Source organism: Actinomadura rifamycini DSM 43936, assembly GCF_000425065.1.
Classification (GTDB): domain Bacteria; phylum Actinomycetota; class Actinomycetes; order Streptosporangiales; family Streptosporangiaceae; genus Spirillospora; species Spirillospora rifamycini.
Map to the genome: position 1 here is coordinate 1 of NZ_AULB01000034.1, position 21356 is coordinate 21356.

At 72.0% G+C, this 21356-nt stretch carries 19 protein-coding genes, 2 tRNA genes and 1 pseudogene; 15 read left to right on the forward strand and 7 right to left on the reverse strand.

What is annotated here, in order from left to right:
* The 9 genes and pseudogenes from H505_RS50730 to H505_RS0128330 all read left to right on the forward strand — a co-directional run.
* A pseudogene (locus tag H505_RS50730) lies at positions 1 to 181 on the forward strand (6-phosphogluconate dehydrogenase); the annotation flags it as partial.
* A 429-nt stretch (positions 182 to 610) separates the two neighbouring features.
* Positions 611 to 1735, forward strand: a complete 1125-nt coding sequence (gene recF, locus H505_RS0128295) for a DNA replication/repair protein RecF (RefSeq protein ID WP_026404672.1) — start codon at positions 611 to 613, stop codon at positions 1733 to 1735.
* 160 nt (positions 1736 to 1895) lie between these two features.
* Positions 1896 to 2459, forward strand: coding sequence for a DciA family protein (locus tag H505_RS0128300; protein WP_026404673.1), 564 nt, complete (start codon positions 1896 to 1898; stop codon positions 2457 to 2459).
* Positions 2460 to 2811: 352 nt separating this feature from the next.
* Complete coding sequence (gene gyrB / locus H505_RS0128305; protein WP_245592649.1) at positions 2812 to 4764, forward strand: DNA topoisomerase (ATP-hydrolyzing) subunit B; 1953 nt, start codon at positions 2812 to 2814, stop codon at positions 4762 to 4764.
* Positions 4765 to 4858: 94 nt separating this feature from the next.
* Positions 4859 to 7354 carry a DNA gyrase subunit A gene (gene gyrA / locus H505_RS0128310; protein WP_034520277.1) on the forward strand — a complete coding sequence of 832 codons (2496 nt, stop codon included), beginning with the start codon at positions 4859 to 4861 and terminating at the stop codon, positions 7352 to 7354.
* A 42-nt stretch (positions 7355 to 7396) separates the two neighbouring features.
* Positions 7397 to 8593: a DUF3566 domain-containing protein gene (locus H505_RS52795; protein ID WP_425248271.1), complete on the forward strand. Its 1197-nt coding sequence runs from the start codon at positions 7397 to 7399 to the stop codon at positions 8591 to 8593.
* A gap of 101 nt (positions 8594 to 8694) precedes the next feature.
* Positions 8695 to 8771, forward strand: a tRNA-Ile gene (locus H505_RS0128320).
* A gap of 236 nt (positions 8772 to 9007) precedes the next feature.
* Positions 9008 to 10360, forward strand: coding sequence for a TrkH family potassium uptake protein (locus tag H505_RS0128325; protein ID WP_051301265.1), 1353 nt, complete (start codon positions 9008 to 9010; stop codon positions 10358 to 10360).
* Between the two features lie 163 nt (positions 10361 to 10523).
* The gene (locus tag H505_RS0128330) at positions 10524 to 11186 is read left to right on the forward strand and encodes a potassium channel family protein (RefSeq protein ID WP_026404678.1); all 663 of its coding nucleotides are present in this window, start codon (positions 10524 to 10526) and stop codon (positions 11184 to 11186) included.
* A 276-nt stretch (positions 11187 to 11462) separates the two neighbouring features.
* On the opposite strand, the gene H505_RS0128335 is transcribed toward H505_RS0128330, so the two are convergent.
* Both H505_RS0128335 and H505_RS0128340 read right to left on the reverse strand, forming a co-directional pair.
* A complete protein-coding gene (locus H505_RS0128335; protein ID WP_157433155.1) occupies positions 11463 to 11684 on the reverse strand; it encodes a hypothetical protein in 222 nt (73 codons plus the stop codon).
* A complete protein-coding gene (locus H505_RS0128340; protein ID WP_026404680.1) occupies positions 11677 to 12039 on the reverse strand; it encodes a hypothetical protein in 363 nt (120 codons plus the stop codon). The genes H505_RS0128335 and H505_RS0128340 overlap by 8 nt, the downstream gene beginning before the upstream one ends.
* Before the next feature lie 92 nt (positions 12040 to 12131).
* On the opposite strand from H505_RS0128340, the gene H505_RS0128345 reads away from it, so the two are divergent.
* Positions 12132 to 12851, forward strand: coding sequence for a bleomycin resistance protein (locus H505_RS0128345; protein WP_026404681.1), 720 nt, complete (start codon positions 12132 to 12134; stop codon positions 12849 to 12851).
* A gap of 27 nt (positions 12852 to 12878) precedes the next feature.
* On the opposite strand, the gene H505_RS0128350 is transcribed toward H505_RS0128345, so the two are convergent.
* Both H505_RS0128350 and H505_RS0128355 read right to left on the reverse strand, forming a co-directional pair.
* The gene (locus tag H505_RS0128350) at positions 12879 to 13466 is read right to left on the reverse strand and encodes a TetR/AcrR family transcriptional regulator (protein WP_026404682.1); all 588 of its coding nucleotides are present in this window, start codon (positions 13464 to 13466) and stop codon (positions 12879 to 12881) included.
* The gene (locus H505_RS0128355; RefSeq protein WP_026404683.1) at positions 13463 to 14047 is read right to left on the reverse strand and encodes a short chain dehydrogenase; all 585 of its coding nucleotides are present in this window, start codon (positions 14045 to 14047) and stop codon (positions 13463 to 13465) included. The genes H505_RS0128350 and H505_RS0128355 overlap by 4 nt, the downstream gene beginning before the upstream one ends.
* A gap of 814 nt (positions 14048 to 14861) precedes the next feature.
* Here H505_RS0128355 and H505_RS0128360 point away from each other — a divergent pair.
* From H505_RS0128360 to H505_RS44845, 3 genes are all read left to right on the forward strand, one after another.
* Positions 14862 to 15095 carry a hypothetical protein gene (locus H505_RS0128360; RefSeq protein WP_026404684.1) on the forward strand — a complete coding sequence of 78 codons (234 nt, stop codon included), beginning with the start codon at positions 14862 to 14864 and terminating at the stop codon, positions 15093 to 15095.
* 61 nt (positions 15096 to 15156) lie between these two features.
* Positions 15157 to 15993, forward strand: coding sequence for a helix-turn-helix transcriptional regulator (locus tag H505_RS0128365; RefSeq protein WP_026404685.1), 837 nt, complete (start codon positions 15157 to 15159; stop codon positions 15991 to 15993).
* A 48-nt stretch (positions 15994 to 16041) separates the two neighbouring features.
* On the forward strand, positions 16042 to 16965 hold the full coding sequence (locus H505_RS44845) for a DMT family transporter (RefSeq protein ID WP_084550929.1): 924 nt from the start codon (positions 16042 to 16044) through the stop codon (positions 16963 to 16965).
* Between the two features lie 66 nt (positions 16966 to 17031).
* Here the strand turns inward: H505_RS44845 and H505_RS0128375 are convergent, their stop codons facing one another.
* Positions 17032 to 18804 (reverse strand): M64 family metallopeptidase, encoded by a 1773-nt coding sequence (locus H505_RS0128375; protein WP_026404686.1) that lies wholly within the window; start codon positions 18802 to 18804, stop codon positions 17032 to 17034.
* Between the two features lie 240 nt (positions 18805 to 19044).
* Between H505_RS0128375 and H505_RS51205 the strand changes: the two genes are divergently transcribed.
* On the forward strand, positions 19045 to 19164 hold the full coding sequence (locus H505_RS51205; protein ID WP_211238580.1) for a DLW-39 family protein: 120 nt from the start codon (positions 19045 to 19047) through the stop codon (positions 19162 to 19164).
* Positions 19165 to 19409: 245 nt separating this feature from the next.
* Positions 19410 to 19482: transfer RNA gene (locus tag H505_RS0128385), tRNA-Ala, on the forward strand.
* 708 nt (positions 19483 to 20190) lie between these two features.
* Here H505_RS0128385 and H505_RS0128390 read toward each other — a convergent pair.
* On the reverse strand, positions 20191 to 20376 hold the full coding sequence (locus H505_RS0128390) for a hypothetical protein (RefSeq protein ID WP_026404687.1): 186 nt from the start codon (positions 20374 to 20376) through the stop codon (positions 20191 to 20193).
* 48 nt (positions 20377 to 20424) lie between these two features.
* Positions 20425 to 21255 carry a hypothetical protein gene (locus H505_RS0128395; protein WP_026404688.1) on the reverse strand — a complete coding sequence of 277 codons (831 nt, stop codon included), beginning with the start codon at positions 21253 to 21255 and terminating at the stop codon, positions 20425 to 20427.
* Positions 21256 to 21356 lie beyond the last annotated feature (101 nt).

The following is a 21356-nucleotide window of genomic DNA, read 5'->3' on the forward strand; positions in this document are numbered from 1 at the left end:
CCACGCCGTCCCGCTGCCCGCGATCAGCGCGTCCCTCTTCGCCCGCTTCGCCTCCCGCCAGGACGACTCCCCCGCCATGCGCGTCGTCGCCGCCCTGCGCAACCAGTTCGGCGGCCACGCCGTCGAGTCCGCCAAGGGCGCCGACTCCCCCGGCGCCGACGTCACCCCGCCCAAGGTCTGACGGCCCGAGGTTCGACGGCCCGAGGTTCGACGGCCCGAGGTTCGACGGCCCGAGGTTCGACGGCCCGAGGTTCGACGGAAGTTATCCACAGCCCGTGGATTCTCGCGCCCCCCGGGGCCGGCCCCTGGAGACTCGAGATGGGGCAGGCCCCAGGGCGGGCCTGCGAACCTCGGCGTTCGGCCGAGGACGATCTCGGGGGTGGAGCGATGGGCGTGTCCTGGGTGTGCCGTGCCGGACGGATCCGGTGGGCGGACGGCTCGGAGATGTTCCGGCGGTCGACGGCGGGCAGGAGCGCTGCTCGGGCCGAGCGGGTTGTCCACAGCCTGTGGTCTCCGTGCGGGACGGGCGAACGTCCGGACTGCGCGGTAGCGGCGGGCGGTGCGGACGGTTTGGGCGGGGCAGGGGGTGGGAGGCTCTACGCTCGTCTGCGTGCACGTCGCCCACCTCTCGCTCCAGGACTTCCGCTCGTACGCGACCGCCGAGGTCGCGCTCGAGCCGGGGGTCACCGCGTTCGTGGGGCCGAACGGCCAGGGGAAGACGAACCTGGTCGAGGCCGTCGGCTACGTCGCGTCGCACGGGAGCCACCGGGCCTCGACGGACGCGCCGCTCGTCCGGCACGGCGCGCCGCGCGCGATCGTCCGCGCCGGCGCGGTGAAGGACGACCGCAAGGCCCTCATCGAGCTGGAGATCAACCCCGGGAAGGCGAACCGGGCGCGGCTGAACCGGTCGCCCGTCCCCAGGCCGCGCGAGATCCTGGGCATGCTGCGGACCGTGCTGTTCGCCCCCGAGGACCTCTCGCTCGTCAAGGGCGACCCGGGGGAGCGGCGCCGGTTCATGGACGAGCTGCTGACGGCGCGGGCGCCGCGCTTCGCGGGGGTGCGGTCCGACTACGACCGGGTGCTCAAGCAGCGCAACGCCCTGCTCAGGTCGGCGGCGGCGCACCGCCGCGCACCGGGCCCGGAGGTCCTCGCCACCCTGGACGTGTGGGACGCGCACCTCGCCCGGACGGGCGCCGAACTGCTCGCCGCGCGGCTGGACCTCGTGGGCGCGCTCCGTCCTCTCGTCGCGCGCGCGTACGAGGCGCTCGCCCCCGGCGGCGGCGCGGCGGACCTGCGGTACCGCAGCTCGCTGGGCGACGCCGAGTTGTCCACAGACCGTGGAAAGCTCGCCGAGCAGCTCCTCACGGCGGCGGGCGAGACGCGGAAGCAGGAACTCGAGCGCGGCGTCAGCCTCGTGGGCCCGCACCGGGACGAGCTCGTCCTGCGCCTCGGGGAGCTGCCCGCGCGGGGGTACGCGAGCCACGGCGAGTCGTGGTCGTTCGCGCTCGGGCTGCGGCTCGCCGCGTTCGACCTGCTGCGCGCGGACGGCGACGACCCGGTGCTGATCCTCGACGACGTCTTCGCCGAGCTGGACGCGGGCCGCCGCAGCCGCCTCGCCGGGATGGTCGCGCCGGCCGAGCAGGTCCTGATCACCGCGGCCGTGCCCGCCGACGTGCCGGACGAGCTGACGGGCGCGACGTTCGCGGTGGCGGACGGCCGCGTCGTCCGGGAATGACCCGCCGGACGGTGCCGGAGCGCCGCCGGGCCGCGGGCCCGCCGGCGATCGTGTGCGGACGGCCGTGCGCCGCGTGCGCCCCGCCGGACGGGTTCGTCCTGTCGCGGTGTCGTGGGGTGCGGCGAGAATGTTCTCCACAGGCTGTGGGGAGGAGGGTGACATGAGCGAGGATCCACCGGACGCGGGCGGGGCCGCCGACGGCGAGTCCGCGGCCGCCGACGCCGCCCCGGCGCCCGCCGACCCGCCGGCCGCGTCCGGGAAGTCGGGGATCGAGCTGGCGCGGGAGGCGCTGGCGCAGGCGAAGGCGGACGCGCTGAAGCGGGGCACCCTCCCCGGGCACAAGAACCGCCGCAAGGGCGGCGGCCTGCCGGCGCGGAGCCGGGAGCCGGGGCGCGGCGGCGACCCGAAGCCGTTCGGGGCCGCCATCCGCGACCTGCTGGCGACGCGCGGGTGGGAGCAGCGCGCGGCGGTCGGCGGCGTGTTCGGCAACTGGGCGGGGATCGTGGGGCCCGAGCTGGCAGAACACACCCGGCCGGAGCACTTCGAGGACGGCGAGCTGACGATCGCCGCAGACTCGGCGACGTGGGCGACGCAGCTGCGGCTGCTGTCGTCGAACCTGGTGCGGCGGCTGAACCAGGAGCTGGGGCACGGGACGGTCCGGCGGGTGAAGGTGGTCGGTCCGTCGTCGGGCCCGCGGCGGGGCGGGGCGTGGCGCGCCCGCTGAGTCCCGGAACCGCCGACCTTGTCAGTGCCGGGTGAGAACATCTGTTCGGGATGCAGGGCGACGAGTTCGGCGACGAGCGCGCCGTAGGGCAGAGAACTCCCCCAGAGTCATGGGGGGATGTGCCTCCGGTTCCGCTCGCCCGCCACACGCGCACACAGCGCCGCGTGAGTGCCACTTTTCGCCGTGCGACCCGGTAGAATGACATCGGGTACAGGATGCTGCGCCGCCGTGGGGTGCCCGGGGCTCTGACCAGGTGTGATCGGAGCACAGGGGCACCCTCATGTGTGTTACGGGGCACACCGCGCTCCCTCCGGGCGCGGGGCGGCAGACATCCCCGGCAGGAGGATCTCCTTTGGCGTACGACGCTAGTTCGATCACTGTCCTTGAAGGGCTCGAGGCGGTGCGCAAACGCCCGGGCATGTACATCGGATCGACCGGTGAGCGCGGCCTCCACCACCTGGTCTACGAGATCGTGGACAACTCGGTCGACGAGGCCCTGGCGGGCTACGCGGACGACATCGTGGTGACGCTGCTGGCCGACGGCGGCGTGAGCGTGCTCGACAACGGCCGCGGCATCCCGGTCGGCGAGCATCCGGTGGAGAAGCGCCCGGCCATCGAGCTGGTGCTGACCACGCTGCACGCGGGCGGCAAGTTCGACGGCAAGTCCTACGCGGTGTCCGGCGGCCTGCACGGCGTCGGGTCAGCGGTGGTGAACGCGCTCTCCACCCGGCTCGAGGCCGAGGTGCGCACGGACGGGTACGTCTGGCGGCAGTCCTACAACTGGCGCGGCCCGGAGACGGAGCTGCGCCGGGGCGAGGAGACGTCGGAGACCGGCACCCGCATCACCTTCTGGCCCGACCCGGATATCTTCGAGACCACCGAGTGGAACTTCGAGACGCTGTCGCGGCGCATGCAGGAGATGGCGTTCCTGAACCGCGGGCTGGCGATCACCCTGCGGGACGAGCGTCCCGAGCACGCCGACGGCGAGGACGGGGACGGCGGACCGCGCACCGTCCGGTACCACTACGAGGGCGGCATCGAGGACTTCGTCCGCTACATCAACGCCCGCAAGGAGGCGGTCCACGAGTCGGTCGTCTACTTCGAGGACCACACCGAGGGCATGTCGGTCGAGATCGCCATGCAGTGGAACTCGTCGTACGCCGAGTCGGTCCACACCTTCGCCAACACGATCAACACGGCGGAGGGCGGCACCCACGAGGAGGGGTTCCGGGCGGCGCTCACCACGATCGTCAACCGGTACGCCCGCGACAAGGGGCTGCTGCGCGACAAGGACGACAACCTGACCGGCGAGGACGTCCGCGAGGGCCTCACCGCGATCATCTCGATCAAGCTCGCCGACCCGCAGTTCGAGGGGCAGACGAAGACGAAGCTCGGGAACACCGAGGCGAAGTCGTTCGTCCAGCGCGCCTGCAACGTGTACCTCCGCGACTGGTTCGAGGAGAACCCGGGCGAGGCCAAGGAGATCATCAACAAGGCGTCGCAGGCGGCGCGCGCGCGGGTCGCGGCGCGGCAGGCGCGTGATCTGACGCGCCGCAAGAGCCTCCTCGAGACGACGTCGCTGCCCGGCAAGCTGTCGGACTGCCAGTCCACCGACCCGGCGCAGTCGGAGCTGTACATCGTCGAGGGCGACTCGGCGGGCGGTTCCGCGAAGGGCGGCCGCGCCGTCCAGTACCAGGCGATCCTCCCGATCCGCGGCAAGATCCTGAACGTCGAGAAGGCGCGGATCGACAAGATCCTCAAGAACAACGAGGTCCAGGCGATCATCACGGCGCTGGGCACCGGGGTGCACGACGAGTTCGACATCTCCCGGCTCCGCTACCACAAGATCATCCTGATGTCGGACGCCGACGTCGACGGCCACCACATCAACACGCTGCTGATGACGCTGCTGTTCCGCTTCATGAAGCCGCTGATCGAGGCCGGCCACGTGTACCTGTCGCAGCCGCCGCTCTACAAGATCAAGTGGGACGCCCGGGGCAACGAGGTCGACTACGCGTTCTCCGACTCCGAGCGCGACGCCGTCATCGAGGCGGGCATCGCCGCCGGCAAGCGCGACCCGCGCCCCCGCGACCTGGTGCAGCGCTTCAAGGGCCTCGGCGAGATGAACGCCAACGAGCTGTGGGACACCACGATGAACCCCGAGAACCGGGTGCTCCTGCAGGTCCAGCTCGACGACGCCGCCCAGGCCGACGAGCTGTTCAGCGTGCTCATGGGCGAGGAGGTCGAACCGCGCCGCGAGTTCATCCAGCGCAACGCCAAGGACGTGCGCTTCCTCGACATCTGAGGTGCGGGGACGGGCCGGGCTCCCAGCGGCCCGAACCGTAGCGGCGAACGTACTTCCTTTCCTTCAAGCAGAAGAGGTCAGCTAAGTGACGGACATGACCACGGCGGGCGGCCACCCGGGCGAACGGATCGAACCTGTCGACATCCAGGTCGAGATGCAGAAGAGCTACCTCGACTACGCGATGTCGGTCATCGTCGCGCGCGCGCTTCCCGAGGTCCGCGACGGGCTCAAGCCGGTGCACCGCCGCGTCCTGTACGCGATGTACGACGGCGGCTACCGTCCCGACCGCGGGTACTTCAAGTGCGCCCGCGTCGTCGGCGACGTCATGGGGAACTACCACCCCCACGGCGACTCGGCCATCTACGACGCGCTGGTGCGGCTGGCGCAGCCGTGGTCGATGCGGTACCCGCTGGTGGACGGCAACGGCAACTTCGGCTCGCGCGGCAACGACCCGGCCGCGGCCATGCGGTACACCGAGTGCCGGATGGCGCCCCTGGCGATGGAGCTGCTGCGCGACATCGACAAGGAGACCGTCGACTTCACCCCGAACTACGACGGCCGCTCGCAGGAGCCGGACGTCCTGCCGTCGCGGTACCCGAACCTGCTGGTCAACGGGTCGGCGGGCATCGCGGTCGGGATGGCGACGAACATCCCGCCGCACAACCTGCGGGAAGTCGCCGACGGCGTCCGGTGGTACCTGGACAACTACGGCGCGTCCGACGAGGAGCTGCTCGAGGCGCTGATCGAGCGGATCAAGGGCCCCGACTTCCCCACCGCCGCGCTGATCGTCGGCCGCAAGGGCATCGAGGAGGCGTACCGCACCGGCCGCGGCTCGATCACGATGCGCGCGGTCGTCGAGGTCGAGGAGATCCAGGGCCGCACCTGCCTGGTCGTCACCGAACTCCCCTACCAGGTCAACCCCGACAACCTCGCCCTCAAGATCGCCGACGGGGTGAAGGACGGGAAGCTGGACGGCATCGCGGACGTCCGCGACGAGTCGTCCGGGCGGACGGGCCAGCGGCTCGTGATCGTCCTCAAGCGGGACGCGGTCGCGAAGGTCGTCCTCAACAACCTGTACAAGCACACGCAGCTGCAGGAGACGTTCGGCGCGAACATGCTCGCGCTGGTCGACGGGGTTCCCCGCACGCTCCGCATCGACCAGTTCGTCCGGCACTGGGTCGCGCACCAGATCGACGTCATCGTCCGCCGCACCCGGTTCCTGCTGCGCAAGGCCGAGGAGCGCGCCCACATCCTGCGCGCGCTGCTGAAGGCCCTCGACCGCATCGACGAGGTCATCGCGCTGATCCGCCGGTCGCCGTCGGCGTCGGAGGCCCAGCAGGGCCTGATGAACCTGCTGGAGATCGACGAGATCCAGGCGCAGGCGATCCTGGACATGCAGCTGCGCAAGCTCGCCGCGCTGGAGCGCCAGCAGATCACCGACGAGTACGACAAGCTCATGGCGGAGATCGCCGACTACAACGACATCCTCGCCTCGCCCGAGCGGCAGCGCCGGATCGTCGGCGACGAGCTCGCACCGATCGTCGAGAAGTTCGGCGACGACCGCCGCACCCAGATCGTCCCGTTCGACGGCGACGTCTCCTACGAGGACCTGATCGCCGAAGAGGGCGTCGTCGTCACCATCACCCGCGGCGGCTACGCGAAGCGGACCCGCACCGACCTGTACCGGGCGCAGAAGCGCGGCGGGAAGGGCGTGCGCGGCGCGCAGCTGAAGCAGGACGACATCGTCGACCAGTTCTTCGTCACCACGACGCACCACTGGATCCTGTTCTTCACCAACAAGGGCCGCGTGTACCGGGCCAAGGCGTACGAGCTGCCGGACTCCGGCCGCGACTCGCGCGGCCAGCACGTCGCGAACCTGCTGGCGTTCCAGCCGGACGAGCACATCGCCCAGGTCATGGACTTGCGCGACTACGACGTGGCGCCCTACCTCGTCCTCGCCACCAAGAAGGGCCGCGTCAAGAAGACCGCGCTGCGCGACTTCGACTCGCCCCGCACCGGCGGCATCATCGCCATAAACCTGGTGGACGACGACGAGGTGATCGCGGCGCGGCTCGTGTCGGCCGACGACCACCTGCTGATGGTGTCGACCGGCGCGCAGGCGATCCGGTTCCGCGCCGACGACGACTCGCTGCGCCCGATGGGCCGCGCGACGTCCGGCGTGATCGGCATGCGGTTCGAGGAGGACCACGAGGTCCTCAACATGCTGGTGGTGCAGGGCACCGAGCAGGACGTCCTGGTCGCCACGGAGGGCGGCTACGCGAAGCGGACGCCGGTGGACCAGTACCCGCTCCAAGGACGTGGGGGTAAGGGAGTCCTCACCGCTAAGATCGTTGAGGCGCGCGGCACGTTGGTAGGGGCCCTCATGGTCGGCCCGGACGACGAGGTGTTCGCGATGACGTCGAACGGCGGCGTCATCCGTACCACCGCCGCCGAGATCAAGCAGTCCGGCAGGCAGACCATGGGCGTGCGGTTGATGAACCTCGCCGACGGGGACAGCGTCGTGGCCATCGCGAGGAACGTAGAGTCCATGGATGACGCAGAGGAAGCCGAGAGTGGCGAGGACGAGTAATGGAGCCGGTCTCGTCCCGCCGCTAGGCCAGGAGGACGACACGTGAGCACCGAGCCCGGCGAGAACAAGGGCGGCACCGGCAAGGGGAGCGCGGGGAAGTCCGGCGGCGGCAGCAGGACGGTCGCCGCCGCCTCCGCCAAGCCGGGCCGCGACGAGACGAAGGCCGACGCCGGCCGGGCGGCCGAGGAGACGAGGACCGACCTGGCCAAGGTCGGCGACGAGCCCGAGTCGGGCTCCGGCTCGGGCTCGGGCTCCAAGGCCGGTTCGGCGGCGGCGGACGACACGGTCGTCGACGACCCCGGGAAGGCGGGGAAGGGGTCGGCGAACTCCGCGGGAGCGAAGTCGTCGAAGTCCCCGACGGGGTCGTCCGGTTCGTCGTCGGGCTCGAAGACGGCGGCGGGCAAGGGCTCCGCGAAGGACGCTCCGGGCGCGTCGAACGCGAAGGGGACGTCCGGGGCGAAGAGCCCGTCGTCCGCTTCCGGTGCGCCCGCCCGCCCGTCCTCGACCGGTGCGTCGTCGACCTCGTCGGCCCGCTCGTCGTCGAGCGGCTCGACCTCCGGTTCGTCCGGTTCGTCCGGCTCCGACTGGACCAAGCCCGCCGAGCCCGCCGCCTCCGTCTCCGCGGGCCGCACCGAGCAGCCGCCGCCCGCATCCTCCCCGAGCGCTCCCTCCGCCCCGTCGGCCCCGCCCGTCCCGGCGGGCTCGCAGCCGCCGCCGTCCGGTGCCGGTGCGGCGGGCGCCGGGGCGTCCGGCGGCGGGTTCGCGGGCACCGTCCTGCGCGACCGCCCGGCCCCCGCGGCGGCCGCGCGCGGCGCGTCCGGCAAGCCGGCCGGGGGCAAGGGCGGCAAGGGCGACGGGAAGCCGGCCCGGAAGGCGCAGCTGCAGCTCGCCCGCCTCGAGCCGTGGTCGGTGATGAAGTTCAGCTTCGTCCTGTCGCTGGTCTGCTTCGTGGTGCTGCTGGTCGCGGTCGTGGTGCTGTACGTGATCCTGTCCGGCCTCGGCGTGTTCGACGCGCTCACCGACACGATCAACAGCCTCACCGAGGGCGACGACGGCTCCTCCACCGGCGTCGACTCCGCGAGCTGGTTCTCGTTCTTCCGCGTCTTCGGCTACTCGGTGCTGGTGGGCGCGCTGAACGTCCTGCTCATCACGGCCCTGTCCACGGTCGGGTCCGTGATCTACAACCTCACCGCGGATCTCGTGGGCGGTGTCGAGGTGACGCTCAAGGAGGCCGAGTAGTCCCTGCGCGCCCGCTCCGCCGCGGCCGTCCGATATCGATTTCCGGTTGCCGCTCCAGATGGGGTAACCTCTCGTTGCGCCGCCAAGGACGGCCGCAGTGCGGGCCTATAGCTCAGTCGGTTAGAGCGCATCCCTGATAAGGATGAGGCCGGTGGTTCAAGTCCACCTAGGCCCACCAGCACGAAAACCCCCCACCGGGATCGGTGGGGGGTTTCGCGTTTCCGGACCGGGGGGCGGCCGTTGTGAGCCTGCAGGTCGTCCTTTGAGCCGGACGGGCGGGACGTCCGGGGCGGAACCGAACCGGGCACGGACGGAATGCCGGTACGGTCGGCGCGTGCGTTCTGTGGTTTGCTGCGCTGATCGCGTGGTTCGCGCCCGGCGGCGGTCCGGTGCGGGTTCGGCGGGGGCGGACGGTTGAAGCCCCGCGGCGCCGCCCTGCTGGAGCGTTTCCAGCATCCGGCACAGGTCGTCGTCACCGGGTTCGGGATCACCGTCCTGATCGGGACGGGCCTGCTGTCGCTGCCGTACGCCACCGCCGGCGAGCCGTCCGCCGACCCGGTGGACGCGCTGTTCACCGCGACGTCCGCGGTGTGCCTCACCGGACTGGTCACCCAGGACCCGGGGACGCACTGGTCGCTGTTCGGCGAGCTGGTGATCATGGGGTGCATGCAGGTCGGCGGCCTCGGCTTGATGACGGTGGCGACGCTGTTCGGGATCCTGCTGTCCGGACGGGTGGGGCTGCGCGCGCGCATGGCGGCCCAGGCCGAGACGAAGACGCTCCAGATGACGGACGTACGCCGCGTCGTGCGCAACGTCGTGCTGTTCAGCCTGACGTGCGAGGCGGTGGTCGCGGCCGTGCTGGCGGTCCGCCTCGCGCAGAAGTACGACGAGCCCTGGTTCCGCGCCGTCTACTTCGGTGCGTGGCATGCGGTGTCGGCGTTCAACAACGCGGGGCTGGCGCTGTGGCCGGACAGCCTCACGCGGTTCGTCGGCGACCCGTGGATGTGCCTGCCGATCTGCGCGGCCGTCGTGGTCGGCGGGCTCGGCTTCCCGGTGGTGTTCGAGCTGGCGCGCCGGTGGCGGCGCCCCCGCACGTGGTCGATCCTGACGCGCGTCACCGTCGGGACGACGACGGTCCTGTTCGTCGCCGGCGCGCTCGTCCTCACGGCGCTGGAGTGGAACAACGTCGAGACGCTGGGCACGCGGCCGCGCCCGACGCGGTGGCTGGCGGGCGTCGTGCTGTCGGTGATGCCCCGCAGCGGCGGGTTCAACAGCGTGGACACGTCGGCGCTGCGGCCGGAGAGCTGGCTGGTGACGGACGTCCTGATGTTCATCGGCGGCGGCAGCGCGGGCACCGCGGGCGGGATCAAGGTGACGACGTTCGGGCTGCTGGCGTTCGTCCTGTGGGCGGAGATGCGCGGGGACGCGCACGTCAACGTGGGGCCGCGGCGGCTGCCGGCGGGGACGCCGCGGCAGGCGATGGCGATCGTCATGCTGAGCGCCGGGCTCGTGACGGTCGCGACGATCGTCCTGATGGCGCTGACGGGCCACACCCTCGACCGGGTGCTGTTCGAGGTGGTGTCGGCGACCGCGACGGTGGGGCTCTCCACGGGGATCACGGGGGATCTGCCGCTGTCGGGCGAGGTGATGCTGGTCGTGCTGATGTTCGTCGGGCGCATCGGCCCGCTGACCTTGGCGACGGCGCTCGCGCTTCGCAAGCGCACGAGGCGGTACGAACTCCCGGAGGAGCGGCCCATCGTCGGCTGAGCCGCGCTCCGGCCGCGTACGGGCGCCTGCGGCCCGCGTGCGCGGTCCCGCGCCCGCCGGGCGGTGGTGCCGGCACCGGTGCCGTGCCGGTAGCTTCACGTGCCGGAGCGGTTCCGGCATCCGCGCGTCCGGCACCGCGAACTACCGGAGGAGCGACCCACCGTTGGCTGACAGCAGAAGAGATCCCGTCGTGGTGATCGGCCTCGGCCGCTTCGGCACCGCGCTCTCGCTCGAACTGGCCGAGCGCGGCACCGAGGTGCTCGCGATCGATCACCGGCCCAAGGTCGTCCAGGCGCTGTCGGGGCGGCTGACGCACATCGCCGCCGCCGACTCCACCGACATCGACGCCCTCCGCGAGCTGGGCGTCGGCGAGTTCTACCGGGGCGTCGTCGCGATCGGCGGCGACCTCGAGGCCAGCATCCTGACGACGTCGCACCTGGTGGAGCTGGGTGTGGACAACATCTGGGCCAAGGCCGTCACGCACCAGCACAAGCGCATCCTGGAGCGGATCGGCGCCCACCACATCGTGCTGCCCGAGCACGACATGGGCGAGCGCGTCGCGCACCTCGTCAGCGGCCGGATGCTCGACTACGTCGAGGTCGACGAGGACTTCGCGCTCGTGAAGACGCATCCGCCGCAGGACATCGAGGGCGTGCCGCTGGGCGAGACGCGGCTGCGGTCCCGGCACGGCGTCACGGTGGTGTGCGTGAAGTCGCCGGGCGAGCAGTTCACGTACGCGACGGCCGACACAGTCCTGCAGTACAGCGACGTGATCCTGGTGGCGGGCCCGATCGCGAAGGTCGAGAGCTTCGCCGAGCGCGTCTGACGTCCCGTTCGTCCGTCCGGTGTGGACGGTGGCGGGGGCTGGGGATAACCGCGATCCTTGGGGATTACCTGGGGATGACGCCGCCGCGGCGCCGTCCCCAGGGGTGTGGAGCAAGTTATCCACAGATTGTGGACGGCGGGTGTGTGCAGTCCATCGACCAGCGAGAACAAGCGTTTCCCCAGCAGGAGGGCCCTGTGGAGATCCGGAGGCGACGCTGCGTCACCGGTTGTCCACCCCTGGGGACGAGCGTTATCCACAACCTGTGGACATTCGTGTTCATCCGTTGAGTCCGAGGTAGCAGCGGACGGTCCGGACGCGGTCGTCCCCGAGGTTCGGCGCCGCCGCGTCGAGCGCGCCGAGCGGTCCCGGGCCGTCCAGCCCGGGGTGCCCGTGCGACCACCACGACCGCAGCGCGCCCTCCAGCCGGTGCCAGGCGCGCGGCGTGGCCTCCGCCAGGCCGTCCAGGACCCGTTCGGCCGCCTGGACCCGCTCACGCACCACCGGTCCCGTCCGCGCGGAACTCGTGCACGACCTCGATCGGGCCCACGATGTGCGCGTTGAACTCGTCGAGCTCCTCCGCGGGCACCCACAGCTCCAGGATCGTCCGTCCGCCCGCCTGCCGGACGGGGTAGCGCGCGGCGAACGCGGCGTCCACCTCGAACCGCGTCACGAACCCCGAGCCGTGCGCCGGGACGTTCCAGTCCCGCGCGATCTTGATCGCGTACTCCTCGGTGAGGACGGGGTAGAAGATCGGCTGCTCGGGCAGCCGCGGCGGCCACGCGCGCCAGTCGGCGGCGCGCAGCAGGTCCAACTCGGCCGGGCCGACCGGCCGCCACAGCGTCAACGTGCTCATCGCCCGAGTCTGTCCGGACGGGCGGCCGGCGGTCGACCGATTTAGCTATTCAAACTTGACCACCAGCGCGCCGTCGGCCTACGCTCGCCGCCATGGGCCAGAAGACGATACCGATCTTTCCGTGCCGATCGATCGGCGACACCTGGGACTTCTACAAGGCGCTGGGATTCGAGCAGACGTCCTGGCAGACCCGTCCCAACCCTTACCTCTCCGTACGCCACGGTGAGGTAGAGCTCCAGTTCTACGGCTGGAAGAAGCACGACCCCGCCGCGTCCATGCACATGTGCTACATCGTCACCGACGACGTGGACGCCCTCTACGAGTCCTTCCGCAGCGGCCTAAAGGAGGCTCTGGGACGGATTCCGACGCGCGGCCTGCCCCGTATGGGCGTCCTCAAGGACATGACGTACGGCATGCGGCAGTTCCTGCTCACCGACCCCGACGGCGTGCAGCTCCGCATCGGCCAGCAGATCTCGGACGATCTCGAACACGCCCCCATCCCCACCGAGCCCGTCGCGAAGGCCCTGCACATGGCCGCCCTCCTGGGCGACTCCAAGGAGGACTACAGGGGAGCAGCCAGGATCCTCGACAAGCTCCTCAACGGCACCGAGACCTTGACCCCGCCCCAACACCTCAAGGCCCTCACCATGCGCGCGGACATGGCCCTCCACCTCGACGACCCCGAACACGCCCGTACCGTCCTGACGCAAGCGCGCGCGGTGCCGCTCACCGACGAGCAACGCGCCGCCCCGAGCGACGAACTGCGCCGTCTGGAAGACCTGGCCGCGTCCTCGGAACTCCCCGCTCCCTGACCGGCCGCCCCGGCACCGGACGGACGGTCAGAAGTGCCGGTCGACGATGGCGCGGGCCGCGCGGCGGGCGGCCGGGACGGTGTCGCGGACGGACTCGAGCGCCGCGGCGGCCATCGTCCCGTCGAGGAGGAGCGTCAGCTCGCGGGCGAGCGCCCCGGGGTCGCGCGCGCCGGCCGCGTCCGCGAGGTCGCGGACCCACGCGAGGACCGCCCGCTTGTGCTCGGCCGTCGCCCGGTGCACGGCGCCGCCCGGCACCGACTCGCTCGCCGTGTTGAGGAACACGCACCCGCGGAAACCGCCGTCGTCGCCCGTTCCGTCCCCCGCCCCGACGGCGTCGAACATGCCGACGAGGCGGTCGCGCGGGTCGTCGCCGGCGGCGTCCGCGGCCTCGCGCAGCATGCGGCGCCACTTGCCGTCCGCCTGGTGCAGGAACGCCAGGACCAGCTCGTCCTTGGAGCTGAAGTGCGCGTAGAGCGTCGCCTTCGCCACCCCGGACTCGGCGATGACGCGGTCGACGCCGACCCCCCGGATGCCGTGCGCGTAGAACAGCTCGGCGGCGGTGCGCAGGATCCGGTCCCGGGCGGGTTCGCGCGCGGCCGCCGGGCGGCCCTTCACCGGCGCGGACGGAGGATCTCGCCCTGCGCCGGCCCGTCCACGGCCTCGGCGTAGGCCCGCGCGACGTCCGCCGCCGGGGTGCCGTCGGCGCCGTCCATGCCGAGGGCGTCGAGGGTCTCGGAGACCCACCCGGGGCTGACGGCGTTCACCCGGAGCCCGCGCGGGAGCTCGGCCGCCGCCGTCCGGACGAACGCCTCGAGGCCCGCGTTGACCAGCGCGCCGAACGACGCACCGGGAACGGGGCGGTCGAAGGCGCCGCTCGTCAGCGTGATCGAGCCGCCGTCCCGCAGGTGCCGGATCGCCCGCCGCGCCAGATGCACCTGCCCCAGCAGCTTGGCCCGCACGACGTCCGCCGCGTCGGCGTCGGCGTCGAGCGGCGTGAGCGGGGCACTGGCGGCGCAGCACACGACGGCGTCCGCGTCCGGGACGGCCTCGAACAGCGCGTCGACCGTGGCGGGATCGTCCAGGTCGACGGCGACCGGACCGCGCCGGGACGCCCGGACGACCTCGTGCTTCTCCGCGAGCAGGGCTCCGACGGCCGAACCGATCACGCCCGTCGCGCCGATGACGATGACCTTCATTGCCCTCCTCGGCATCACGTTCCCGGCAGAGGCAATCTAGACAGACCTGTCTGTCTAGGTCAAGCCCGTGCAGGTGGTCGGAAGAAAGTGCGTCCGACGGCCCGCGTGGCGGGTGCGGACTGGGGACAGAGCTGGGGATTATCGGTGGACGACGTTGTCCACCGACTTCGCCCGCCTGTGGACCGAGTTTGTCCACAGCCTGTGCAACCGGCCGGTCGCAAGGCGTCACAACACGGCAACGGTCGAGGTGAGAGCGTTATCCACGCTGTGGACGGGCGGGCATGGGGTTGGGGACGAACCTGGGGAAGAATGGTGGACGGCGAGCGGGCCGGAGATCCCCAGGGTGTGCACAGAAGTTATCCACAGGCTGTGGACGATGCATGTGGGCACCCGGTCATCTGAATACCTGTGGAGATGACTCGCCCGAGCGTCGGAAGGCGTGCGAAACTGCGCCCAGCCTGGGGATTTCCTGTGGAGAAGATGCCCGCATGCGCTGGTCGCGAAGGGGGCGGCCCGTTCGGAAAGTTATCCACAGTTTGTGGATGGTGGGCGGTGCGCGAACCACTGGTGGTTCGCTGGGGCACGGATCGGCGGGACGGCCCGTGCACCGAGCACGCGGCCCCGGCGGGCCCGCGCGCAGACCGGCGAGCACCGGTCGCGCACGGGGGCGACCCGCCGGGGGGAGGCCCGGCGAGCGGTGCGAGGGGGGAAGAGATGACGGCTCGACCCGGCCGCGGGCGGCCCGCGGCGGCGCGCGACATTCCGGCACTGACCTGCGAACATATGTTCGACCGCGTGATAGGGTCCCGGATCCATGGGGCAGTTGCTGAACGAGCCGGTCCGCGCCGAGCACGACCCGGCCGGACGGCTCACCGCGTACGAATGGCGGGGGTCGCGCTATGCGGTGCAGGAGGTGCTGAAGACGTACGGCTCGCCCGGCGACGGCCGGGTCTACCGGGTCCGCGTCACCGGCGCCGACGGGGTGGCCGTCGCGGAGCTCGGCCGTGACCGGGACCGCTGGCGGCTCCGCACCGTCTTCTCCGCCTGACCCGCCGCGGGCGGCCGCCGCGCGCGGAGCCGCCCCCCGCCCGCCGCACGGGCCCGACCGGGTGAGCTGGACGCGGGTCCACGGCGTGCAGGGCAGCCCGCTCGACCTGCTGACCGCCCGCATCGGGCACCGGCACTACGCGCCGCACGTCCACGACGAGTACGCCATCGGGGTGACCGTCGACGGCGTCGAGACGATGCGGTACCGCGGCGAGAACGTCTACTCGGGGGCGGGCACCCTGGTCGTGATCGAACCCGGCGAGGCGCACACCGGCGGCCCGGCACGGCCGGAGGGCTTCGCGTACCTCGCCCTGTACCCGGCCGCCGAGCTGCTGCGGGCGGTCGCGCCGGGGGCCGCGGAGCCGCACTTCCGGGAGCCGATCATCGACGACCCGGCGGTGGCGGACGCGCTGCGGCGCGCCCACCGCGCCCTGCGCGCCGGCGACGACCCGCTGGAGGCCGAGACCCGGCTGCTGGAGATGTTCGGCGCGCTGGTCCGGCGGCACGCGATCCCGCGCACCGGCGGCCCCGCGGCCGGACGTCCGGGTCCGGGGGCCGCGCGGATCGCGCGGAGCGTCGCCGAGCGCCTCGCCGGCGAGCTGATCCGGCCGCCGCCGCTCGCCGAGGTCGCCGCCGACCTCGGCCTGTCGCGCTACCAGGCGCTCCGCGCGTTCCGCGACGTCATGGGCATGCCGCCGTACGCCTGGCTGGCGCAGCACCGGGTGTCGCGGGCCCGCGCCCTCCTCGACGCGGGGCACCGTCCGGCCGACGCCGCGGCGCTCGTCGGCTTCGCCGACCAGGCGCACCTCACCCGCTGGTTCCGCCGGGTCCTCGGGGTCACCCCCGGCGCGTACCGCAACAGCGTTCAAGACCCCGCCGCGCGCCCCGCCGCATCCTGAGACCGCGCCCGGAACCGTCCGGGCGCACGACGGAACATGGAGGTCGTGGTGAGTCGCCGCGGTTGGGTGCTGTTCGCCCTGATGTGCGTGTTGTGGGGCATCCCCTACCTGCTGATCAAAGTGGCGGTCGACGAGGTGTCGGTGGCCGTCGTGGTGTTCGCGCGGACGGCGCTGGGCGCGGCCGTGCTGCTGCCGCTCGCGTTCCGGTCGGGCGGTTTCGGCGCGGTGCGGCGCCACTGGCGCCCGCTCCTCGCGTTCACCGCCCTGGAGATCCTCGGGCCGTGGGCGCTGCTCTCCGACGCCGAGCAGCAGCTGACCAGCTCCATGACGGGGCTGCTCATCGCCGCGGTCCCGATCGTCGGGGTGGTGCTCGCCCGCGGCACCGGCGACGCCGAACGGCTCGGGCCCGTCCGGTGGGCGGGCCTGCTGGTCGGGCTCGCGGGCGTCGCCGTGCTCGCCGCCCCGCACCTCGAGGGCGGCAGCGCGTGGGCGATCGGCGAAATCATGCTGGTCGTCCTCGGCTACTCGATCGCCCCCATGATCGCGCTGCGCCGCCTGCAGGACGTCCCGAGCATGCAGCTGTCGGCGTCCTCCCTCGGCATCGCGGCGCTGGTCTACGCCGGGCCGGCCGCGTTCACGCTGCCCGCGGAGCCGCCGAGCGGCGCGACCGTCGCGGCCCTCGTCGCGCTCGGCCTCGTCTGCACCGCCCTCGCGTTCACGGTGTTCTTCGAACTGATCCGCGAGGTCGGCGCGTCTCGCGGAATGGTGTTCACGTACGTGAACCCCGCGGTCGCGGTCGTCGCGGGCGTCATGTTCCTCGACGAGCCCCTCACCGCCACGATCATCGCGTCCTTCGTGCTCATCCTCGGCGGCTCCGTCCTCGCCACCGCCCGCCGCGACCCCGACCCCCCGGACGCCCCGGCCCCCGCGACTCCCCCGCCCGCCCGAACCGAATCCCCCGACCCCGCCTGACGCCCTGCCCGCCCCGGCCCCTGCGGCTCCCTCCGAGGCACGCCGCAGGGACCACGGGGGCGGGCGTCAGCGCAGGGTGACCGTGAACGTGCGCGGCTCGCCGATGTTGCCCGCGGAGTCGATGGCGCGGTACTCGACGGTGTGCCGCCCCTTCCCGAGCTTCCCGTACGTCAGCCCGTCGATCACGGTGCCGTTCTCGGTGAAGAGCCACGGGGCGTCCGAGTCCGTCGGCCAGCCGAAGTAGTTGAACCAGCCGTCGCCGTCCACTCGGAACTCCGTCACCACCACACCCGGACGGTCGTCGGCGCCGGTCAGCCGCATGTGGAACGGGCCGTCGAACACGTGCTCCGCCGCCGGGCCGCCCCGCCGGCCCGCCGCCGACAGCTCGACCGTCGCCGTCGGCCGCTCCGCGTCGATCGTCCACGCGAGCCGGTCGGAGCCGACCCGGGCCACCAGCCGGTGGGTGCCCTCCCGCAGCCGGAAGCGGGCGAGGTCGATGTCCCGCTCGCCCCCGCGCACGGCGCGTCCGTCCAGCTCCCAGCGCACCTTGGGGACCTTCCGCGCCGGATGCGTCGTCTCCGCGTACACGATCGCCTCCGCCCCCACCGGACGGTCGGTCGGCGTCGAGCCCGTGAACCGGGGCCGCACCCCGTCCTGCGGGGTCTTCTTCCGCCCGTCCACCGTCCAGGTGCGCGTCTGCGTGAGCGCCGCCGACCCGCGGATCGCCGGATCCCGGACGAACTCCGTCGGGTCCGTCACGGTCACCTTGACCGTGTACGTCCCCTTCCGCTTCAGCTTCGCGAGATCGAGGTCCGGGCCGCGTCCCACCACGCGCCCGTCGACCGTCCACGTGATCGACAGCCGGTGGTCCACGGGGTGCGGCGTCTCCACCCACAGCACGCGGTCGCCGCCCACCACCGCGTCCGCCGGCGCGTGCTCCTGGATGAGGTCGACCTTGGCGGAGATCCGCTGCGTCATCCGCTCCCGCGCCACCTGGTCGAAGTAGTACCCGAGCGTCTTCATCAGCGAGTGCCTGCTCGGCCGCCACACGCCCGTGCCCGAGTACAGCCCGCCCTCGTGGCGCCCGATGACGCCGCCGGACTCGCTCGGCTCCCCCAGCCAGCGCCACCACTTCTTCTTCTGCGCCAGCATCTCCCGCTCGGTGAGCAGCGTGTGGTGCGCCGACTCGGGCTCCGTCCCCTCGTACGTCCCGCCCGGAACGCCCCGGTAGTAGTAGTCGTACTCGTCCTGCAGCCCGCCCAGCGAATGCCCGAGCTCGTGCGGCGCGATGAGCGCCGACATGGCGTTCCCGCCCGACGCCGTCGCGTACGTCCCGCCCGCACCGCCATAGGTGTCGCTGTTCGCCAGCGCGAGGATCTGCCGGTTGCCCTCGGACGTCCCCGGCACCAGGTCCGCGTACCGTTCGGCCGCGCCCTCGTCCATCACGAGCAGCCGCTGGATGCCGTCCTCCCGGCACCCGCTCCAGAACGCCATGCTGAGCGGCGTGTCCTTCCGGGCCGACGACAGCTCGGGGTCGCAGCTCACGCCCGAGTCCGCCGACGGCGTCTCGACCGCGTACACGTTGAAGTAGCTGCGGTACGACTTGAACGGCTCGATCGTCCACAGGTCGTTCAGGTGCTCGGCGATGTGCGCGCGGAACTCGGGCATGTCGGCGTCCGTGTAGCCGTCCCCGAGGATCACCAGGTTGAAGCGGTCGGACGGATCACCCGTCACCTGAACCGGCACCACCTGCGGTTCCGCCGCGTGCGCGGGCGCCGGAACCAGCGCCGCCGCACCCAGCACGACCGCGCCCAGCGCGCCCTTCCCGCTCGTCCACACGTTCGGTCCTCCTCGGATCAGCCCCCGAACGATCAAGCGACTGCCCCGCGATTATCACCCCCAAGATCCACTTTTGTCCCGAACCGCCCGCCCGGCCGATTGGACGTTCGGTCCGATAACGGCGAGTGGGTGCGGATCGCCGGGGATCGGTTGCTAGGCTGCGGAGAGCCTGGGGGACGGCCCGTAGACCGCTCGTCCTCCGGGACCAGGGCTCATAGTCGAGGTAAAGGGGTCCCCACCGTGAAGAAGCTGCTCATTCTCGCTGTTGTTGCTCTCGGCGGCTTCGCTGTCTGGCGCCGGCTGCAGCAGGACCGCGCCGAGCTGGACCTGTGGACCGAGGCCACGTCGTCCGACAGCTGACACCGCCGGCGACACCGGCCCCGGCGTGAGCGGAGCGGACGCGTCCGCCTCGATCTCGCCGGGACCACCGTCGCCCGCCGGCGCCGCGCGCGCCGCACACACCCCCGCGCCGAACCGGCGCCACCCGGCGTCGGCGCTGGCGCATGCCCACGATCGTCCCGTCGAGCCGCACCCGGCCACGGTGTACGATCGTTCCCGTCCGGTGCCCGGACCACCGTCGGCGCACGCCGACGCCCGGAGCCCGAGGGGCCTTAGCTCAGTTGGTAGAGCACCGGCTTTGCAAGCCGGGTGTCAGGGGTTCGAATCCCCTAGGCTCCACCCACCGGAAAGCCCAGGTCAGGAGCTGAGTCCCCGGCCTGGGCTCTTGCGTCTCAGCCCCTCTTCGCGCGCCTATGTGCCCGACGCTTGCCCGATCGCTTCTGGCCTTCTTCAGTCCAGGCTTGTCCATAGCGCTGCCGCTCGTCCGTCGCGTGCAGAGATCATGGCCGCCCGGTCGCTCGCATGACGCGCCAAGCTACTTACTCGGCCCGGACCCGGCTTGCTGGGGCCGGGGATGCCAGGCCGCCAAGAGCCGCTCCAGTTCGGCTGCCGCTTCTGTAGGCGAGTGCGTTACCAAGGTGGGGCGAACGTCGTCGGCCTCGCCCCGGGGGTACCGCGGAAAGACCAGGTAGCCATAGGGACGGCGGCGTGTAATGAGAGCCGGTGACCGCTCCGCATCGAATCTGAGCCCAGCACGCAAGTGGAAGTTCGTATGGCTGTTGCTGGGGACCCAGCGGCAGAGCGACGTCATTCGGACCGCCCGAACCAGGGCGCCGAGGTTGGGCGGTACCCAGGTGTCCATGCTTGCCACGCGCGCGTCGTGTGCGTCTGCCGTTCGCGTCGCTCTTTCCCAGGACTGCACCAGCTCTGCAACCACTGCGCCATCATGACCGGAGAAGGCGTGATGCGTGCACGAATTCTTTAGGCTCCACCCGCACGGGAACGCCCCCGTCCAGGTCGTGGACGAGGGCGTTCGTGCGAGCAACGTCAATGCTTTCTTGCGAAGCGCACCACGTCGCTCGTTATGCCGACGAAGAGGCCGAGGGCGGCGCCCATGAGGCCGGTGCCGATCGCGCTGTCGCCGGGTTCGTAGTCGTTGCCGAGGAAGCCCCATGTGGCTCCCAGCGTTGCGCCGGTGAGCAAGCCGGCCAGCCATCCCCAGCCCACTCTCATAAGCCCCCCGTTTCAGATTCGATCCGGTGTGGCCGATCATCGTTGCGCCTATGGGTATGGGCGGTGGGTGAACTTGGGGAGATGCGACGTCCAGCCGTTGTAGTAGGACGTGTAGGGGGTCGGGCTGGGCGACTGGGTCGGGGACTTGCTGGGGGCCGGGCGGCTTGGGGGGGACGGCGCCGGCTTCGAGGCGGGCGGGGACGGGGCGGCGGGCGCGGGGTTCGAGGTGTCGGTTCGCGCCTTGTAGTCGGATACCGGTGCGCTGCCGGTCGGGGCCGACGGGGTCGGGCCGGTCTCGGTGGGGGGCGGGGGCGTCCGGGAGGCGGGCGGGGCGTCCTCGGTGGAGGCGGTGGGGTGCCGCGGCGGTGTGCCGGTGACGGCGAGCGTGATCACTCCGACGAGCACCGCGCCGGTGGCGACGCCCAGGAGCCACGCCATGACGGGCAGGCGCCGTTTCGTGCGGGGGGCGGGGGCCTCGGGGAGGTCGGTGGCTTCTGCGGGGGCGGGGGCGCTCGCCGGGAGGGGGGATTCGGGGGCGTCCTGGGCGGGTGAGAGCGTGAGCCACGCCTGGGTCCAGCGGTCCTCTTCGGCGGAGATCTCCTCCGGGGTGTGGGAGCCCTTCGCGCGCATGCACGCGGTGACGAAGGCGACCACGAAGGCGAGGCGGGGCGGGTTGGGGAGGCGCTTGCCGGCGAGGTTGTCGGAGAGCGTGCTCACCGGCAGGAGGTCGGCGGGCGGTTCGCCCGAGTCGGGGTCGGTTCCGCCGAGCGCGTTCAGGGTGCGCAGCGAGGGCCGACCCGCCCAGGCCCGCAGTTGCCGGAGTGCTTCCAGGAACTCTTCCGCCGTGGCCGCCGACCCCGGATCAGGCCGAGTCTGCATCTATTCTCCCGAACTATTTCTGTTCTGGGGAAAGGTCCGATCTGCACAGCCATGGTAGGGCCTTTCGGGCCCAGATGTACGGGAGTGTTCACTGGAGGATG

What these genes read in the sequence shown, in the direction of transcription:
- H505_RS0128300 (WP_026404673.1), top strand. Translation starts at nt 1,896, where the DNA reads ATGAGCGAGGATCCACCGGACGCGGGCGGGGCCGCCGACGGCGAGTCC.
- gyrA (WP_034520277.1), top strand. Translation starts at nt 4,859, where the DNA reads ATGACCACGGCGGGCGGCCACCCGGGCGAACGGATCGAACCTGTCGAC.
- H505_RS0128340 (WP_026404680.1), bottom strand. Translation starts at nt 12,039, where the DNA reads ATGAGCACGTTGACGCTGTGGCGGCCGGTCGGCCCGGCCGAGTTGGAC.
- H505_RS0128345 (WP_026404681.1), top strand. Translation starts at nt 12,132, where the DNA reads ATGGGCCAGAAGACGATACCGATCTTTCCGTGCCGATCGATCGGCGAC.
- H505_RS0128355 (WP_026404683.1), bottom strand. Translation starts at nt 14,047, where the DNA reads ATGAAGGTCATCGTCATCGGCGCGACGGGCGTGATCGGTTCGGCCGTC.
- H505_RS0128360 (WP_026404684.1), top strand. Translation starts at nt 14,862, where the DNA reads ATGGGGCAGTTGCTGAACGAGCCGGTCCGCGCCGAGCACGACCCGGCC.
- H505_RS0128390 (WP_026404687.1), bottom strand. Translation starts at nt 20,376, where the DNA reads ATGAGAGTGGGCTGGGGATGGCTGGCCGGCTTGCTCACCGGCGCAACG.
- H505_RS0128395 (WP_026404688.1), bottom strand. Translation starts at nt 21,255, where the DNA reads ATGCAGACTCGGCCTGATCCGGGGTCGGCGGCCACGGCGGAAGAGTTC.